This window comes from Streptomyces chrestomyceticus JCM 4735 (assembly GCF_003865135.1).
Taxonomy (GTDB): domain Bacteria; phylum Actinomycetota; class Actinomycetes; order Streptomycetales; family Streptomycetaceae; genus Streptomyces; species Streptomyces chrestomyceticus.
In genome coordinates, this window is record NZ_BHZC01000001.1 from 3,684,220 (window position 1) to 3,698,758 (window position 14,539).

14 protein-coding genes are annotated in these 14,539 nt (G+C 73.8%); 5 read left to right on the forward strand and 9 right to left on the reverse strand.

What is annotated here, in order from left to right; translation table 11 throughout:
* Window positions 1-8: 8 nt before the first annotated feature.
* The 3 genes from EJG53_RS15370 to EJG53_RS15380 are packed head-to-tail and all read right to left on the reverse strand — an operon-like array spanning window position 9 to window position 1,969.
* Window positions 9-551, reverse strand: a complete 543-nt coding sequence (locus tag EJG53_RS15370; RefSeq protein WP_125045313.1) for a GtrA family protein — start codon at window positions 549-551, stop codon at window positions 9-11.
* Window positions 552-572: 21 nt separating this feature from the next.
* Window positions 573-1,553 carry a decaprenyl-phosphate phosphoribosyltransferase gene (locus tag EJG53_RS15375; RefSeq protein WP_174856413.1) on the reverse strand — a complete coding sequence of 327 codons (981 nt, stop codon included), beginning with the start codon at window positions 1,551-1,553 and terminating at the stop codon, window positions 573-575.
* The gene (locus tag EJG53_RS15380) at window positions 1,550-1,969 is read right to left on the reverse strand and encodes a phosphatase PAP2 family protein (RefSeq protein WP_244955630.1); all 420 of its coding nucleotides are present in this window, start codon (window positions 1,967-1,969) and stop codon (window positions 1,550-1,552) included. The genes EJG53_RS15375 and EJG53_RS15380 overlap by 4 nt, the downstream gene beginning before the upstream one ends.
* 241 nt (window positions 1,970-2,210) lie before the next feature.
* Here EJG53_RS15380 and EJG53_RS15385 point away from each other — a divergent pair, with 241 nt between their 5' ends.
* Both EJG53_RS15385 and EJG53_RS15390 read left to right on the forward strand, forming a co-directional pair.
* Window positions 2,211-3,593 (forward strand): FAD-binding oxidoreductase, encoded by a 1,383-nt coding sequence (locus EJG53_RS15385; protein ID WP_125045314.1) that lies wholly within the window; start codon window positions 2,211-2,213, stop codon window positions 3,591-3,593.
* A 51-nt stretch (window positions 3,594-3,644) separates the two neighbouring features.
* A complete protein-coding gene (locus EJG53_RS15390; protein WP_125045315.1) occupies window positions 3,645-4,400 on the forward strand; it encodes a decaprenylphospho-beta-D-erythro-pentofuranosid-2-ulose 2-reductase in 756 nt (251 codons plus the stop codon).
* A gap of 22 nt (window positions 4,401-4,422) precedes the next feature.
* On the opposite strand, the gene EJG53_RS15395 is transcribed toward EJG53_RS15390, so the two are convergent.
* Together EJG53_RS15395 and trpS are read right to left on the reverse strand one after the other, a co-directional pair.
* Window positions 4,423-5,004, reverse strand: a complete 582-nt coding sequence (locus EJG53_RS15395) for a 2'-5' RNA ligase family protein (protein WP_125045316.1) — start codon at window positions 5,002-5,004, stop codon at window positions 4,423-4,425.
* 150 nt (window positions 5,005-5,154) lie between these two features.
* A complete protein-coding gene (gene trpS, locus EJG53_RS15400; protein WP_125045317.1) occupies window positions 5,155-6,168 on the reverse strand; it encodes a tryptophan--tRNA ligase in 1,014 nt (337 codons plus the stop codon).
* A 187-nt stretch (window positions 6,169-6,355) separates the two neighbouring features.
* On the opposite strand from trpS, the gene EJG53_RS15405 reads away from it, so the two are divergent.
* Complete coding sequence (locus tag EJG53_RS15405; protein ID WP_125045318.1) at window positions 6,356-7,732, forward strand: cytochrome P450 family protein; 1,377 nt, start codon at window positions 6,356-6,358, stop codon at window positions 7,730-7,732.
* Here the strand turns inward: EJG53_RS15405 and EJG53_RS15410 are convergent.
* On the reverse strand, window positions 7,696-8,973 hold the full coding sequence (locus EJG53_RS15410; protein WP_125045319.1) for a serine hydroxymethyltransferase: 1,278 nt from the start codon (window positions 8,971-8,973) through the stop codon (window positions 7,696-7,698). The two genes, EJG53_RS15405 and EJG53_RS15410, sit on opposite strands and share 37 nt — an antisense overlap.
* A gap of 250 nt (window positions 8,974-9,223) precedes the next feature.
* On the opposite strand from EJG53_RS15410, the gene rocD reads away from it, so the two are divergent.
* Entirely contained in the window at window positions 9,224-10,441 is a 1,218-nt protein-coding gene (gene rocD, locus EJG53_RS15415) for an ornithine--oxo-acid transaminase (protein WP_125045320.1), read from the forward strand.
* A 30-nt stretch (window positions 10,442-10,471) separates the two neighbouring features.
* On the opposite strand, the gene EJG53_RS15420 is transcribed toward rocD, so the two are convergent.
* Both EJG53_RS15420 and EJG53_RS15425 read right to left on the reverse strand, forming a co-directional pair.
* A complete protein-coding gene (locus EJG53_RS15420; protein ID WP_125045321.1) occupies window positions 10,472-11,665 on the reverse strand; it encodes a glutathionylspermidine synthase family protein in 1,194 nt (397 codons plus the stop codon).
* A gap of 39 nt (window positions 11,666-11,704) precedes the next feature.
* Window positions 11,705-12,097 carry a hypothetical protein gene (locus EJG53_RS15425; protein ID WP_125045322.1) on the reverse strand — a complete coding sequence of 131 codons (393 nt, stop codon included), beginning with the start codon at window positions 12,095-12,097 and terminating at the stop codon, window positions 11,705-11,707.
* Between the two features lie 126 nt (window positions 12,098-12,223).
* On the opposite strand from EJG53_RS15425, the gene EJG53_RS15430 reads away from it, so the two are divergent.
* Entirely contained in the window at window positions 12,224-13,129 is a 906-nt protein-coding gene (locus EJG53_RS15430) for a hypothetical protein (RefSeq protein WP_125049385.1), read from the forward strand.
* Here the strand turns inward: EJG53_RS15430 and pdxR are convergent.
* Window positions 13,103-14,539, reverse strand: coding sequence for a MocR-like pyridoxine biosynthesis transcription factor PdxR (pdxR, locus tag EJG53_RS15435; protein ID WP_125045323.1), 1,437 nt, complete (start codon window positions 14,537-14,539; stop codon window positions 13,103-13,105). The genes EJG53_RS15430 and pdxR overlap by 27 nt on opposite strands.

A 14,539-nucleotide genomic window follows, 5' to 3' on the forward strand; every position in this document is an offset into this window, starting at 1 on the left:
GGCCCCGCCTACCCTTCATCAGCCTTCGACACCATCTGTACAGGTATGTCGCTCGCGTGGCGGAAGACTAGCGTCCGCGTACCCCAGAAACGCAGGCACGTCGCCAGTGCCATGCCGACTCCCGCGCCCGAGACGGTGTCGGCGGTCGCCGAGGTCAGGCCGAGGACGTGGTGCGAGAGCCCGAGGCAGGCGAGCTGTACGAGGGCTCCGGCGAGGCTCACGGCGAGGAAGAGGGTGTAGCGGCGGAGGGGGGTGGGGGTGCGGGGGCCGGGACCACCGTACGGGGGTGGTGCGGGGCGGGTGCGGGCGCGGTACGTGCCTACGGCGTTTCCGGTGTAGGCGATGGTGCAGCCCGCCAGGAACGACAGGGACTTGGCGGTGAACGGGTCCAGGCCGGCCGGGCCGCGCAGCCAGACGAACAGGGCCAGGTCGGCGGCGTACGCGAGGCTGCCGGCCACCGCGAAGCCGAGCAGTTCGGGGGCGAGGACGCGGAGGCGGCGGGCCGGTGGCGGGCGGCCCGGGGTGCTGTGGCGGGTGGGGCTCCGGGGCATGGTGGTGTGCCGTTCGTCCGGTCACACGTCCGCGACGGCCATCGCGTACAGGCCGGTCCAGGCCAGCCCGATGACGGCCAGCGGGCGGTCCCGCAGGACGACGTCCTCCGGGGTGCCCGCGGTGCCCCGGTCGGCGAAGACCGCGTAACGCAGCACGGCGAGGATGAACGGGACCATGGAGAGCTGGCGCCACGGCAGGACGCCCGCGGGCGCGCCGCCGCTCTCCAGCGCCCACAGGCAGTACGCGAGGACGGCGCCGCCCGCCGCGAGCTGCCACACGAAGCGCAGGTAGCCGTCGCTGTACTCGCGCAGCAGGGGCCGGGTCGCGCCCCGGTCCGCCCGCTCGTCCCGCGCCGCCCGGACCGCTTCGGAGTAGCGCTTGGCGGCGACCATGAACAGCGCGCCGAAGCCCGCGGTGATCAGGAACCAGCGGGACAGCGGGATGCCGAGCGCGGGGCCGCCGGTCATGGCGCGCAGCAGGAAGCCGGTGGTGACCACGGCGAGGTCGATGACCAGGACGTGCTTCAGGCTGACGCAGTAGGCGAGCTGCATGAGGAGGTAGGCCGCGAGCAGGGCGGCGGTGGCGGGGTTGCACAGGACGGCGGCGGCTACGGGGGTGAGGACGGCGAGCAGGGCGCCGGCCGCGTAGGCGACGGGTACGGGCACCTCGCCCGCGGCGACCGGGCGGCGGCACTTGTCGGGGTGGGCGCGGTCGGCCGTGGCGTCGCGTGCGTCGTTGACGAGGTAGACGGCGGACGCGGCGGCGGTGAAGAGGAGGAAGAGGAGCGGGAGTTGCAGGAGGGTCCGGTGGAGGAAGAGGTCTCCGGCGGCGGCCGGGGCGGCGGCCACCAGGACGTTCTTGACCCATTGGCGTGGGCGGGCGGTGCGGAGCAGGCCCAGGGGGAGGGTCAGGGCGCGGGGGTGGGGGCCGGGTTGCGCGGAGGTGGGCGGTCCGGGGTCGGGCGGTGGTTCTTCCAGGAAGGCGGCGGAACGTTCGGTCACGATCGCCCCCAGCGCATGCTTCCCGGCGGCGTCCAGCTCATGCTTTGCGCGTGCGTCCAGCTCATGCTCTGTACGCCCACCGGCCGCGGCGCGCCCAGAGCCACGGCGGAGGCGGCGTGCGCGCTGGGGAAGGAGTGGGGGCTCGCGGTCCGTACGAGGGGGGTGTGGCCGGGCAGCGGGGGGCGCGGGCGGCGTACGACGCGCTTGAGGGCGACGCTCAGCAGGTGGGCGCCGCAGCTCAGGGCCGTGCCGCGGAGCCAGGCGGAGCGCCGGGACCGGTCGGCCGCGGCGCCCGCCGGCCCGGCGGCGAGCCAGAGCGCTCCGTGCTCGCCGCCGTGCGAGAGGGCGCGGGCCACGGCGGCCACCCGGGGGTCGGTTCCCCGGGTGCGCGGCGCCACGAGCAGGCGGTGATCCATCTCTTCGGGGGACAGCGGGGTCACCTCGATCCGGTTCGTGCCGGCTCCCGGGCGGACCGCCCGCTTCGTGCGGTCCGCCCGGCGCCTGTCCCTCAAGCCCTTGGGGGCTCCGCGTCCGACTCTTGCGGTGCGCCGCGCGCCGTGCCGTCGCGATTAGCCCATCCACCGCGTTAATCACTCTTTTCGTGCGGTCGGGGGCGGGTGACCGAATCGGGGCGAGTGCCGCATTACGGTCGCTGGCATGTCGTCGCCCGCCGGCCCGGCCGGCCCCCGCACCACCCCCGTCACCAGGTCCGTCACCGGCTGGGGCCGTACCGCCCCCACCACCGCACGGCTGGTCCGCCCGGTTTCGTACGACGAGGCCGCGGCGGCGGTACGGGCGTGCGGGGCGCGCGGCGGCATCGCCCGGGGGCTCGGGCGCGCGTACGGGGACGCGGCGCAGAACGCGGGCGGCGCCGTCTGGGACATGACCGGACTGGACCGCGTCCGGGCCGTCGACACCGAGGCGGGCACGGTGGTGTGCGACGCGGGGGTGAGCCTGCACCGGCTGATGGAGGTGCTGCTGCCGCGGGGCTGGTTCGTGCCGGTGTCGCCCGGCACCCGGTACGTGACGGTCGGCGGCGCCGTCGGCGCGGACATCCACGGCAAGAACCACCACGTCGCGGGCTCCTTCACCCAGCACGTACGGTCCTTCGACCTCCTCACCGCGGACGGCGCGGTACGCACCGTCCGGCCGGGCACCGCCCTCTTCGACGCGACCGCCGGCGGCCTGGGCCTGACCGGGGTGATCCTCGCCGCGACGATCGCCCTGGTGCCCGTACGGACGTCGCTGATGACGGTGGACACCGAACGCGCGGCGGACCTGGACGACCTGCTGGCGCGGCTGTCCGCCACCGATCACCGCTACCGCTACTCCGTCGCCTGGATCGACCTCCTCGCGCGCGGCGCGGCGACCGGCCGCGCGGTGCTGACCCGCGGCGACCACGCCCCGCTGGACGCCCTGCCGGCGCGGGCCCGCCGCGCGCCGCTCGCCTTCCGTCCCGGGCGGTTGCCGCCCGCGCCGCGCGGCCTGCCGGACGGGCTGCTCGGTCGGCGGTCCGTCGGGCTGTTCAACGCCTTCTGGTACCGCAGGGCGCCCCGGCGCCGGACCGGTGAGCTGCAGAAACTCTCCACGTTCTTCCATCCGCTGGACGGAGTGCCGCACTGGAACCGGGTGTACGGGCGCGGCGGCTTCGTGCAGTACCAGTTCGTGGTCGGACTCGGGGAGGAACGGACGCTGCGCCGCATCGTGGAGCGGATCGCGGCGCGGAGGTGTCCGTCGTTCCTGGCGGTGCTCAAACGCTTCGGCGCGGGCGGTCCCGGGTGGCTGTCCTTCCCGTCCGAGGGCTGGACGCTGGCCCTGGACATCCCGGCCGGACTGCCCGGCCTCGGCCCGTTCCTCGACGGGCTGGACGAGGCGGTGGCGGAGGCGGGCGGCCGGGTCTACCTGGCCAAGGACGCCCGGCTGCGGCCCGAGCTGGTCGACGTCATGTACCCCCGGGCCGACGCGTTCCGCGCGCTCCGCGCGCACACCGACCCGCGCGGCGTCTTCACCTCGGACCTCTCGCGCCGCCTCGCGCTGTGAGAGGCCCGGCTCCCGTAAAGCAATCCCCCACTCCCCAAGGACTCACCGCACATGAAGGACGCCTTCGGCTCCCCCCAGTCCCTCCTGGTCCTCGGCGGCACCTCCGAGATCGCCCTCGCCACGGCCCGCCGCCTGGTCGCCCGCCGCGCCCGTACGGTCTGGCTGGCGGGCCGCCCCTCCCCCGCGCTGGAGGAGGCGGCCGGGCGGCTGCGCTCGCTGGGCGCCGAGGTCCGTACGGTCGCGTTCGACGCGCTGGACACCGGCGCCCATGAGGAGGTGCTGGGCAAGGTCTTCGCCGAGGGTGACATCGACGTGGTGCTGCTGGCCTTCGGGGTGCTGGGCGATCAGGAGCGTGCGGAGGCCGAGCCGGCCACGGCGGTCCGGGTCGCGCAGACGAACTACACCGGCGCCGTCTCGGCGGGCCTGGTGTGTGCCCGGTCGCTGCGCGTCCAGGGGCACGGTTCGCTGGTCGTGCTGTCCTCGGCGGCGGGCCAGCGGGCGCGGCGCTCGAACTTCGTCTACGGCTCCAGCAAGGCCGGGCTGGACGCGTTCGCGCAGGGCCTGGGGGACGCGCTGTACGGGACGGGGGTGCACGTGATGGTGGTACGGCCCGGTTTCGTCCGGACGCGGATGACGGCCGGCCTGGAGCCCGCTCCCCTGGCCACGACGCCTCAGGCGGTCGCCGGGGCGATCGAGGCGGGGCTGCGGCGGCGGAGCGAGGTGGTGTGGGTGCCGGAGGCGCTGCGGCCGGTGATGGGCGTACTGCGGCATATGCCACGGGCACTGTTCCGGCGGTTGCCGGTGTGAGGCGGGACACCGGCCACGCGGACTACCGAGTAGGCGTGGGCGGCCGCGAAAGATCCGCCTGCCGCGGTACCCCGGAGGCGGGCGCGCCGAACGGGTACTCCCGCTCCAGCCGCCACACACCGTCCTCCCCCTGCTCGTACAGGGCGAATCCGCCGATCGTCCAGGCCGCTTCGAAGTCCTTCAGCGCCACGAACGCCCGGTCCATGGCCTCTTCGGAGATGCCGTGCGCGACGGTCACGTGCGGGTGATAGGGGAACTGCAGTTCGCGGGCGCAAGGGCCGGACGCGGCGCGTACCCGTTCCTGGAGCGCGGTGCACTCCGCCTCGCCCTCGGCCAGCTTGACGAACACCACCGGCGACAGCGGCCGGAAGCTGTCCGTGCCCTCCAGCCGGAGCCGGAAGGGGCCGAAGCCCGCGGCGACCTCGGCGAGGTGCTCCTCGACGGCGGGCAGGTCCTCCCTGCGGGCCTCGGTGGGCGGCAGGAGGGTGATGTGGGTGGGGATGCCGTGTGCGTGCGGGTCCCCGAAGCTTGCGCGCTGCTCCTGGAGGAAGCTGCCGTACGGCTCCGGGACCGCGATCGAAACGCCGAGCGTAACGGTCCCCACTGCGTTCTCCCTCCTGAAGCTGTCGTCGGCCCCGGATGCCAGTGTGCCGGGTGGGCCGTCCCCGCGGCGACCGTCCTTGGTCCGCCGCACCCGGGCCCGAAGACCCGGTACGGCGGCGGGCCGGGGCGCGTCGGGCCCCGGCCCGGCCGGTCAGTGCTTGGCGGGCAGGAACCCGATCCGCTCGTACGTCGAGGCCAGCGTCTCGGCGGCCACCGCGCGCGCCTTCTCGGCACCCTTGGCCAGGACCGAGTCCAGCGTCTCGGGGTCGTCGAGATATTCCTGCGTACGGTCCCGGAACGGTGTGACGAAGTCGACCATGATCTCCGCGAGGTCGGTCTTGAGGGCGCCGTACATCTTGCCCTCGTACTTCTTCTCCAGGTCCGTGATCGACTCGCCGGTGAGGGTGGAGTAGATCGTCAGCAGGTTGGAGACGCCCGGCTTCGCCTCGGCGTCGTAGCGGATCACCGTGTCGGTGTCGGTGACCGCGCTCTTGATCTTCTTGGCGGAGGTCTTGGGCTCGTCCAGCAGGTTGATGATGCCCTTGGCCGACGACGCCGACTTGCTCATCTTGACCGTCGGGTCCTGGAGGTCGTAGACCTTGCCGGTCTCCTTCAGGATGTACGGCGCCGGGACGGTGAAGGTGTCGCCGTAGCGGCCGTTGAACCGCTCGGCGAGGTCACGGGTCAGCTCGATGTGCTGGCGCTGGTCCTCGCCCACCGGGACCTGGTGGGCCTGGTAGAGCAGGATGTCGGCGATCTGCAGGATCGGGTACGTGAACAGGCCGACGCTGGTGCGGTCGGCACCCTGCTTGGCCGACTTGTCCTTGAACTGCGTCATCCGGCTGGCCTCGCCGAAGCCGGTCAGGCAGTTCATGACCCAGGCGAGCTGGGCGTGCTCGGGGACGTGGCTCTGGATGAAGAGGGTGCAGCGCTCCGGGTCGAGACCGGCGGCCAGCAGTTGCGCGGCGGCGAGCCGGGTGTTCGCGCGGAGCGCCGTCGGGTCCTGCGGCACGGTGATCGCGTGCAGGTCCACCACCATGTAGAAGGCGTCGTGGGACTCCTGCAGGGCCACCCACTGGCGGACGGCGCCGAGGTAGTTGCCGAGGTGGAAGGAGCCCGCCGTGGGCTGAATCCCGGAGAGTACACGCGGACGATCGAGAGCCATGGGCTCATTCTCTCAGGTCCGCGGACGGGTCCGGCGCGCGGCCGGGCAGCGGCGGGGGCATCGGGGGCGACCGGGAGGGCGTACGGGGGTACCTGGGCGTGCGCGCGGGGGCCCGACCGGGGCCCGTACAGCCGTCGGGCCCGTCCGCGCCCTGTTCCCCGCCCACCGGAACTGCGACCGTGGAGCCATGACCGAAGCCGATGCCCCTTCGTCCGGTACGGCATCTTCGTCCGGTACGGCGCCCGGATCAGCCCCGAACACTCCGCCGCCCTCCCCCTCCGCTCCCTACCCCCTCGACCCCACCGGTGCCGGTCTGCGCGAGACCGCCCGGGAGCTCCAGGCCCGCGGCCCCGCCGTGCCGGTGGTGCTCCCCGGCGGCGTCCTCGGCCATGCCGTGACCCGCCACCACGCCCTGCGCGACTTCCTCGTCCACCCGGAAGTGGCCAAGAACGCCTGCCACTTCGCCGCGCTGCGCGAGGGCCGTATCCCGCCCGGCTGGCAGCTCACCACCTTCGCGACCGTGGACGGGATGACCACGGCCGACGGCGCGGACCACCGGCGGCTGCGGGAGCCGGTCGTCAAGGCGCTGTCGCCCCGGCGGGTGGCGGCGCTGCGGCCCCGGGTGGAGCGGCTGACCGCCGAGCTGCTCGACGGCCTGCCCGCCCTGGCGGCACAGGGCGGCGGGACGGTCGACCTCCGGCAGGGCTTCGCCTATCCGCTGCCCATGCGGGTGATCTCGGAACTCATCGGTGTGGACGAGGAGTTCCGGGACCGGCTGCACGAGCTGTCGGGCCTGGTCGTGAACACCGCCATCGACCCGGAGACGGTGCTGGCGGCCAACCGGGAGCTGGTCGCGGTCCTCGCCCAGGTGGTGGCGGCCCGCCGCGCGGCGCCGGGCGACGACCTGACCAGCGCGCTGATCGCGGCGTGCGACGCGGCGGAGGCCCGGCTGAGCGAACGGGAGCTGATCGGCACCCTGCTGCTGACCATCGCCGCCGGGCACCAGACCACCCTCGACCTGATCGTCAACGCCGTACGGGCCCTGTGCGCCGACCGCGGGCAACTGGAGCTGGTCCGCTCCGGGCGGGCGGACTGGGCGGACGTGGTCGAGGAGACGCTGCGCCACGACAGTCCGGTGGCCAATTTCCCGTTCCGCTATCCGACCCGGGACCTGGACATCGGCGGCACGGTCGTCCCGCAGGGGTCGCCGGTGCTCGCCGCGTACGGGGCGGCCGGGCTCGACCCGGAGGTGTACGGGCCGGACGCGGACCGCTTCGACGTGACGCGGCGGCCCGCCGCCCGGCACCTGGCGTTCGGGCACGGGGCGCACGTCTGTCCGGGCGCGCCGCTGGCCCGCCTGGAGGCCGGCATCGCGCTGCGGGCGCTGTTCGACCGGTTCCCCGACCTGGCCCTGGCCGTGCCGGAGGCGGACCTGGCGCCGCTGCCCACCTTCGTGGGCAACAGCGTCACGGAGTTTCCGGTACGGCTGGGCCGGGACGCGGGGCCGGGCGGGAAGCCCGGGGACGGTCAGGAGGGGTCGGCCACCAGCCCGGGCGCCGGGTAGGCCGCCATCAGCTCGGCCACCTCGGCGCGGATCGTGGTGAGCGCGTCCTCGTCGCCCGCGCCCGCGGCCTCGACGCCTCGGGTGATCCAGTCGGCGATCTGCCGCATGTGCGCGGTGCCCAGGCCGCGCGAGGTCAGCGACGGGGTGCCGATGCGGATGCCGGACGGGTCGAACGGCTTGCGGGTGTCGAACGGGACGGTGTTGTAGTTGACGACGATCCCGGCCCGGTCCAGCGCCTTGGCGGCGATCTTGCCGGGGACCTCCTTGGGGGTGAGGTCCATCAGGATCAGGTGGTTGTCCGTACCGCCGGAGACCAGGTCGAAGCCGCGGGCCAGGAGCTGTTCGGCGAGGGCCTTGGCGTTGGCGACGACGGCGTGCGCGTAGTCACGGAAGGACGGCTGCGCGGCCTCGTGGAGGGCGACCGCGACGGCTGCGGTGGTGTGGTTGTGCGGGCCGCCCTGGAGACCCGGGAAGACCGCCTTGTCCAGCGGCTTCGCGTACTGCTCGCGGGACATCAGCATGGCGCCGCGCGGGCCGCGCAGCGTCTTGTGGGTGGTGGTGGAGATGACGTCGGCGTGCGGCACCGGTGAGGGGTGGGCGCCGCCCGCGACCAGTCCGGCGATGTGCGCGATGTCGGCGACCAGGACGGCGTCGACCTCGCGGGCGATCTCGGCGAAGGCGGCGAAGTCGATGGTGCGCGGCACGGCCGTACCGCCGCAGAAGATCAGCTTCGGGCGCTCCTTGAGGGCCAGGTCGCGTACCTCGTCGAAGTCGATACGGGCGGTGTCGGCCCGTACGCCGTACTGGACGCCGCGGAACCACTTGCCGGTGGCCGAGACGCCCCAGCCGTGCGTGAGGTGGCCGCCCATCGGCAGCGCCATGCCCATCACGGTGTCGCCGGGCTCGGCGAAGGCGAGGTAGACGGCGAGGTTGGCGGGGGAGCCGGAGTACGGCTGGACGTTGGCGTGCTCGACGCCGAAGACGGCCTTGGCGCGGTCGGCGGCCAGCCGTTCGACAAGATCGATGTTCTGCTGGCCTTCGTAGTAGCGACGGCCGGCGTATCCCTCGCTGTACTTGTTCTGGAGGACGGTGCCGGTGGCTTCGAGGACCGCGGTGGAGACGTAGTTCTCGGAGGGGATCAGGCGCAGCGTCTCGGCCTGGAGGCGCTCCTCGGCACCGACCAGGGCGGCCAGTTCGGGGTCGGCGGCGGCGAGGGCGGGGTGGGACAGGGCACGGCTCATGGGGTCCTCCGGGGCGATCGGTCTCGTACGGCTTTCCGGTCGTGCTCCCCGGGTGCCCAGGCAAGGCGGCACCTCGTGGCGGGCCGTCCGCGGACGGCCGCGCACCGCTCCCCCGAGGTCGATTCCCCGTGCGCCAGTCGCGGTGCGCGGAGCCAGTCTATCGGGGGGTGTCCGGCGCAACCTTTCTTCGCATACCGTCCGCCCAACGGGATTTTTTCGCCCGGGACCGACCGCATACCGAACGGAGTCCATGGTGACCCCCACGACGTCCACGGAACGCGACATCGCCGCCGCCGAAGCCCACAGCGCCCACAACTACCACCCGCTTCCCGTCGTCGTGGCCTCCGCCGAAGGGGCCTGGATGACCGATGTCGAGGGCAAGCGCTACCTGGACATGCTCGCCGGGTACTCGGCGCTCAACTTCGGCCACGGCAACCGCCGGCTGATCGAGGCGGCGAAGGCGCAGCTCGACCGGGTGACGCTGACGTCGCGCGCCTTCCACCACGACCGGTTCGCCGAGTTCTGTACGCGGCTCGCGGAGTTCTGCGGCATGGAGATGGTGCTGCCGATGAACACCGGCGCGGAGGCCGTCGAGACGGCGGTCAAGACCGCCCGCAAGTGGGGGTACCGGGTCAAGGGCGTCCCGGACGGCCGGGCGAAGATCGTCGTGGCGGACAACAACTTCCACGGACGGACGACCACCATCGTCTCCTTCTCCACCGACCCGGAGGCGCGTGCCGACTACGGCCCGTACACGCCGGGCTTCGAGATCGTCCCGTACGGCGATCTCCAGGCGCTGGCGGACGCGGTGGACGAGGACACCGTGGCGGTGCTGATCGAGCCGGTCCAGGGCGAGGCGGGCGTGCTGATGCCGCCGCCCGGATACCTGCCGGGCGTACGGGAGTTGACGCGTGAGCGCAACGTTCTGTTCATCGCGGACGAGATCCAGTCCGGGCTGGGCCGGACCGGCGCGGACTTCGCCTGCCGGCACGAGGACGTGGTGCCGGACGTGTACGTGCTCGGCAAGGCGCTGGGCGGCGGCATCGTGCCGGTGTCGGCGGTGGTCTCCTCGCGTGAGGTGCTGGGGCTGTTCCGGCCGGGCGAGCACGGGTCGACGTTCGGCGGCAACCCGCTCGCGTGCGCGGTGGCGCTGGAGGTGCTGGCGATGCTGCGGACCGGCGAGTACCAGCAGCGCGCCACGGAACTGGGCGAGCACCTGCACCACGAGCTGGGGCTGCTGGTGGGCGGCGGCGCGGTGGACGCGGTGCGCGGGCGCGGGCTGTGGGCCGGCGTCGACATCAGCCCGGCCCTGGGGACGGGCCGGGAGATCTCGGAGCGGCTGATGGAGCGGGGTGTGCTGGTCAAGGACACCCACGGCAGCACCATCCGGCTGGCGCCCCCGCTGGTCATCACCAAGGAGGACCTGGACTGGGGGCTGGACCAGCTACGGGCGGTGCTGGCGGGGTGACCGGGGGGTGCTGCCCCTACGGGGCGCCCCTCACAGAATCACATGCGGCAGGAACCGGGCGTACTCGTCCGTGACCAGCCCCGCCGACTCCCGGATGCCGAGCCCCGCCGACTCGTTCTCGACGACCCACGCGCCGAGCACCACCCGGTTGCCGTCGAAGTCGGGCAGCGGGGCCAACTCCTGGTAGCAGCATGCATCGTCGCGTACGACGGGTGCCGCGCCCGGCTCGTGGACGGTGACGCCGGCGCCCTCACGGCCGAGCAGCGGCTTGGCCACGTACCCGGGCGCGTCGGGCCCGTCCGCCAGTTCGCGCGGCCCGTCGAGGTAGGCGGGCAGCAGGTTCGGGTGGCCCGGGTACAGCTCCCAGAGGACGGCGAGCAGCGCCTTGTTGGACAGCAGCATCTTCCAGGCGGGCTCGATCCACAGGGTGGTGCCGGTGCCGCCGCCGTTGTCGAGCGTGTCGAGGACGTGCGGCCCGAACGCGTCGGTGGCCAGCCACTCCCACGGGTAGAGCTTGAAGCAGGACCGGATGAAGCGCAGCCGCTGGTCGACGAAGCGGCCGGAGAGGCGGTCCCAGCCGATCTCCTCGATCGGGATCGCCACCGTCTCCAGTCCGGCCTGCCGTGCCGTCTCCTCCAGGTAGGCGACGGTCATCAGGTCCTCGCCCAGCTCGTCGCCGGCGGAGTGCGCGAAGTGCACCGGCGCGCCCGGCGGCAGCAGCCTGGCCTGTTTGCGCCAGGCGTCGACCAGCCGTTCGTGGAGCGAGTTCCACTGGTCGGCGCCGGGAAAACGTTCCTCCATCCAGAACCACTGCGGCCCCGCCGCCTCGACCAGCGAGGTCGGCGTGTCCGCGTTGTATTCCAGCATCTTGGCGGGCCCGGTGCCGTCGTACCGCAGGTCGAACCGCCCGTAGAGGGTAGGCAGTTCGGCGCGCCGGTACCAGGACTCGGCCACCAGGTCCGCCAGCCGCCGGTCCTCGATACCGAGGTCGGCGAAGCGCCGGTGTTCGACGATGTGCGCGGCGGCGGCCAGGCACATGGCGTGCAGTTCCTCGACGACCTCCTCCAGCGCCTCGACCTCGGGCAGCGAGAAGGAGTAGTACGCGCTCTCGTCCCAGTACGGGCGCAGCGAGTCGTCCGGGTAGCGGGTCAGCGGATAGATCAGGCCCTGCGCCTCGACGGTCTGCTGCCAGCCGGGGCGCGGGTCGACGGTGTGCCGCTTCATGCGGGGCTCCCCCGCCAGCTCTGGTGGGTCGCACCGCCGTCACCCGCCGCTGGAGCCGGAGCAGCCGAAGCCGCCTCGGTTGACGGCCGTGCTGTGGCTGAACGTGCCCGAGTCGGCGTACCGGCCGTTGACGTCGGAGCCGTAGTACCACTGGCCGTCGGTCTTCTTGCCGCCCACGGCGCTGCCCTTGTTCTTCCCGGACGACGAGCCCGTGCCGCCCGTACTGCCGGTGCCGCTCGACCCGCTGCCGCTCTTGCAGGACTTTGAGTCGATGACGCGGTAGCCCTTGACCGCGTCGTAGCTGTTCCGGTCGACGCAGCGCTTGTCCGGTTCCGAGCCGCAGGAGGTGAGCGCTGCCGCCAGCGCTCCCATGCCGCCCAGGATCACCGTGCTCGACCGCAGCCTCCGCCGGGCTTTCGTGTGCTCTGCCATCCCTTGCCTGCCCCCGTACATCTGTGGCAACTGTTTTCGGCCACGCCAGACTAAAGGCCATGTCCCGTGCCACCGCAACGGGCCTGCGGGGACGGCCGGACCTACAGTCGATGTGTGCTGCTTGGGATGATCTGTGCGCTCGGTTCGGCGGTCTGCTTCGGTACGGCGTCGGTCCTCCAGGCGGTGGCGGCCCGCGCCACCGCACCCGGGACCGGTTCGCGGTCGGGTGTGGACCCCAGACTTCTGCTGCGCGTCCTCGGCCAGTGGCGCTATCTGCTCGGCCTCGCCCTGGACGGCTGCGGCTTCCTCCTCGAACTGGTGGCGCTGCGGTCGCTGCCGATCTACGCGGTGGGCGCGGCGCTCGCCGCCAGTCTCGCGGTGACGGCCGTCGTCGCCGTACCGCTGTTGCGGGTCCGGCTCAGCCGGGCGGAGTGGGCCGCCGTGCTGGTGGTTTGCGGCGGGCTGGCGCTGCTGGGGCTGGCCTCGGGCGCGGAGGGGAAGGGCACGGGCTCCACCGCGCTGCGCTTCGGGACGCTGGCCGTCGCGCTGGCCATCCTGGCCTGGGGCGCGCTGGCCGGGCGGCTGCCCGGACGGGCGCGGGCGGCGGCGCTGGGGCTGGGCGCCGGGTTCGGCTTCGGCGTCGTGGAGGTCGCCGTACGCCTGATCCCCGACCTGTCCCCCGCGTCCCTCCTGTCCAACCCCGCCACGTACGCCCTGCTCGTCGGCGGCGGCGCGGCCTTCCTGCTGCTGACCTCGGCCCTCCAGCGCGGCTCGGTGACGGCGGCCACGGCCGGTATGGTCATCGGCGAGACGCTCGGGCCCGCGCTGGTCGGCGTGGTCTGGCTCGGCGACCGGACCCGTGCCGGGCTGGCGCCCCTGGGCATCGCGGGGTTCGCGCTGGCGGTGCTGGGCGCGCTCGCGCTGGCCCGCTTCGGGGAGGCGCCGGAGGAGGCGGGAGCGGCGGAGGGCCCCGGGGCGGCGGTCGGGGAACCGGCCGCGACCGGCCTACGGCGCGGGCGGCAGGACCCGTAGCAGCGCCTCCAGGACCCCCGCGAAGGCGTGATCGGGCGGCCTGCCGTACGTCACGACCAGCCCGTCCCGCGCCCCGGCAACACCCACCCCTCCCTGGCCCCCGGAGTGCGCGAACGTACTCAGCCCCTCCAGCGCCAGCCCCTGCCACCGGGCCGCCTGGACAACCGACTGCTCGGTGCCCGGCGGCAGTTCCAGGACGACGTGCAGGCCCGCCGCAATGCCGCTGACCCGGATGTGCGGGGCCTGTTCGGCCAGCGCGGTGACGAGCTGGTCGCGGCGGCGCCGGTAGCGCAGCCGCATGCCGCGTACGTGCCGGTCGTACGCGCCGGAGGCCATGAACTCGGCGAGCGTCAACTGTTCCAGCGCGCTGGTCTGCCACTCCCCCTGGCTCTTGAGGGCCAGCACCGGGTCGACGAGGTGGTCGGGCAGCACCATCCACGCCAGCCGCAGCGCGGGCGCGAGGCTCTTGCTCGCGGTGCCGAGGTAGGCGACGCGGTCCGGGTCGAGCCCTTGCAACGCGCCCACCGGCTGCCGGTCGTACCGGAACTCCCCGTCGTAATCGTCCTCCAGCACCAGCCCGCCGCCCGCGCGCGCCCAGTCGATGACGGCGGCGCGGCGGTCCGGGTGCAGCGGTACGCCGGTGGGGAACTGGTGCGCCGGCGTGAGCAGCGCCGCCCGTACGCCGGGCAGCTCCGCCAGCCGACCGGTGTCCGCGCCGTGCGCGTCGACGGGCAGCGGGGTGGGGCGCAGACCGGCGCGGGACAGCACGTCCCGGTGGAAGGACAGGCCGTACGCCTCGGTGCCGATTCCGCGCACGCCCGAGTCCCGCAGGACGCGGGCGAGCAGGCCGAGGCCCTGCATGAAGCCGGTGCAGACGACGACGTGCTCGGGGTCGGTCCGTACGCCGCGGGCGCGCGCCAGGTAGTCGGCGAGCACGGTACGCAGTTCCGGGCGGCCCAGCGGCGGGCCGTAGCCGAACGCGTCGTTGGGGGCGGCGGTGAGCGCGCGGCGGGCGGCGGCGAGCCAGGCGGCGCGGGGGAAGCCGGAGACGTCCGGGGTGCCGGGCCGCAGGTCGTAGCGCGGGCGGTCGGGTACCGGGGGCCGGGCGGAGCGCCGGGCGGGCGGTGCGGAGCGGGACGGTTCGGCGCGCCGGGCGACGCGGGTGCCGGAGCCCTGCCGGGCGCTCAGCCAGCCCTCGGCGACCAGCTCGGCGTACGCGTCGGCGACGGTGTTGCGGGCGATGCCGAGGTCGGCGGCGAGCGTACGGGAGGACGGCAGCCGGGTGCCGGGCGCCAGGCGGCCCGTACGGACGGCTTCGCGCAGGGACCGCATCAGGCAGGCGCGCAGCCCGCCGGGACCGGAGAGGTCCAGGTGCAGGTCGCGGCCGAAAGTGGCCCAGGAATCGTCCAT

Excerpts from the sequence above, each read along its gene's own strand:
- EJG53_RS15370 (WP_125045313.1), bottom strand. The coding sequence starts at position 551 with ATGCCCCGGAGCCCCACCCGCCACAGCACCCCGGGCCGCCCGCCACCG.
- EJG53_RS15380 (WP_244955630.1), bottom strand. The coding sequence starts at position 1,969 with ATGGATCACCGCCTGCTCGTGGCGCCGCGCACCCGGGGAACCGACCCC.
- EJG53_RS15385 (WP_125045314.1), top strand. The coding sequence starts at position 2,211 with ATGTCGTCGCCCGCCGGCCCGGCCGGCCCCCGCACCACCCCCGTCACC.
- EJG53_RS15390 (WP_125045315.1), top strand. The coding sequence starts at position 3,645 with ATGAAGGACGCCTTCGGCTCCCCCCAGTCCCTCCTGGTCCTCGGCGGC.
- trpS (WP_125045317.1), bottom strand. The coding sequence starts at position 6,168 with ATGGCTCTCGATCGTCCGCGTGTACTCTCCGGGATTCAGCCCACGGCG.
- EJG53_RS15405 (WP_125045318.1), top strand. The coding sequence starts at position 6,356 with ATGACCGAAGCCGATGCCCCTTCGTCCGGTACGGCATCTTCGTCCGGT.
- EJG53_RS15410 (WP_125045319.1), bottom strand. The coding sequence starts at position 8,973 with ATGAGCCGTGCCCTGTCCCACCCCGCCCTCGCCGCCGCCGACCCCGAA.
- rocD (WP_125045320.1), top strand. The coding sequence starts at position 9,224 with ATGGTGACCCCCACGACGTCCACGGAACGCGACATCGCCGCCGCCGAA.
- EJG53_RS15420 (WP_125045321.1), bottom strand. The coding sequence starts at position 11,665 with ATGAAGCGGCACACCGTCGACCCGCGCCCCGGCTGGCAGCAGACCGTC.
- EJG53_RS15425 (WP_125045322.1), bottom strand. The coding sequence starts at position 12,097 with ATGGCAGAGCACACGAAAGCCCGGCGGAGGCTGCGGTCGAGCACGGTG.
- EJG53_RS15430 (WP_125049385.1), top strand. The coding sequence starts at position 12,224 with ATGATCTGTGCGCTCGGTTCGGCGGTCTGCTTCGGTACGGCGTCGGTC.
- pdxR (WP_125045323.1), bottom strand. The coding sequence starts at position 14,539 with ATGGACGATTCCTGGGCCACTTTCGGCCGCGACCTGCACCTGGACCTC.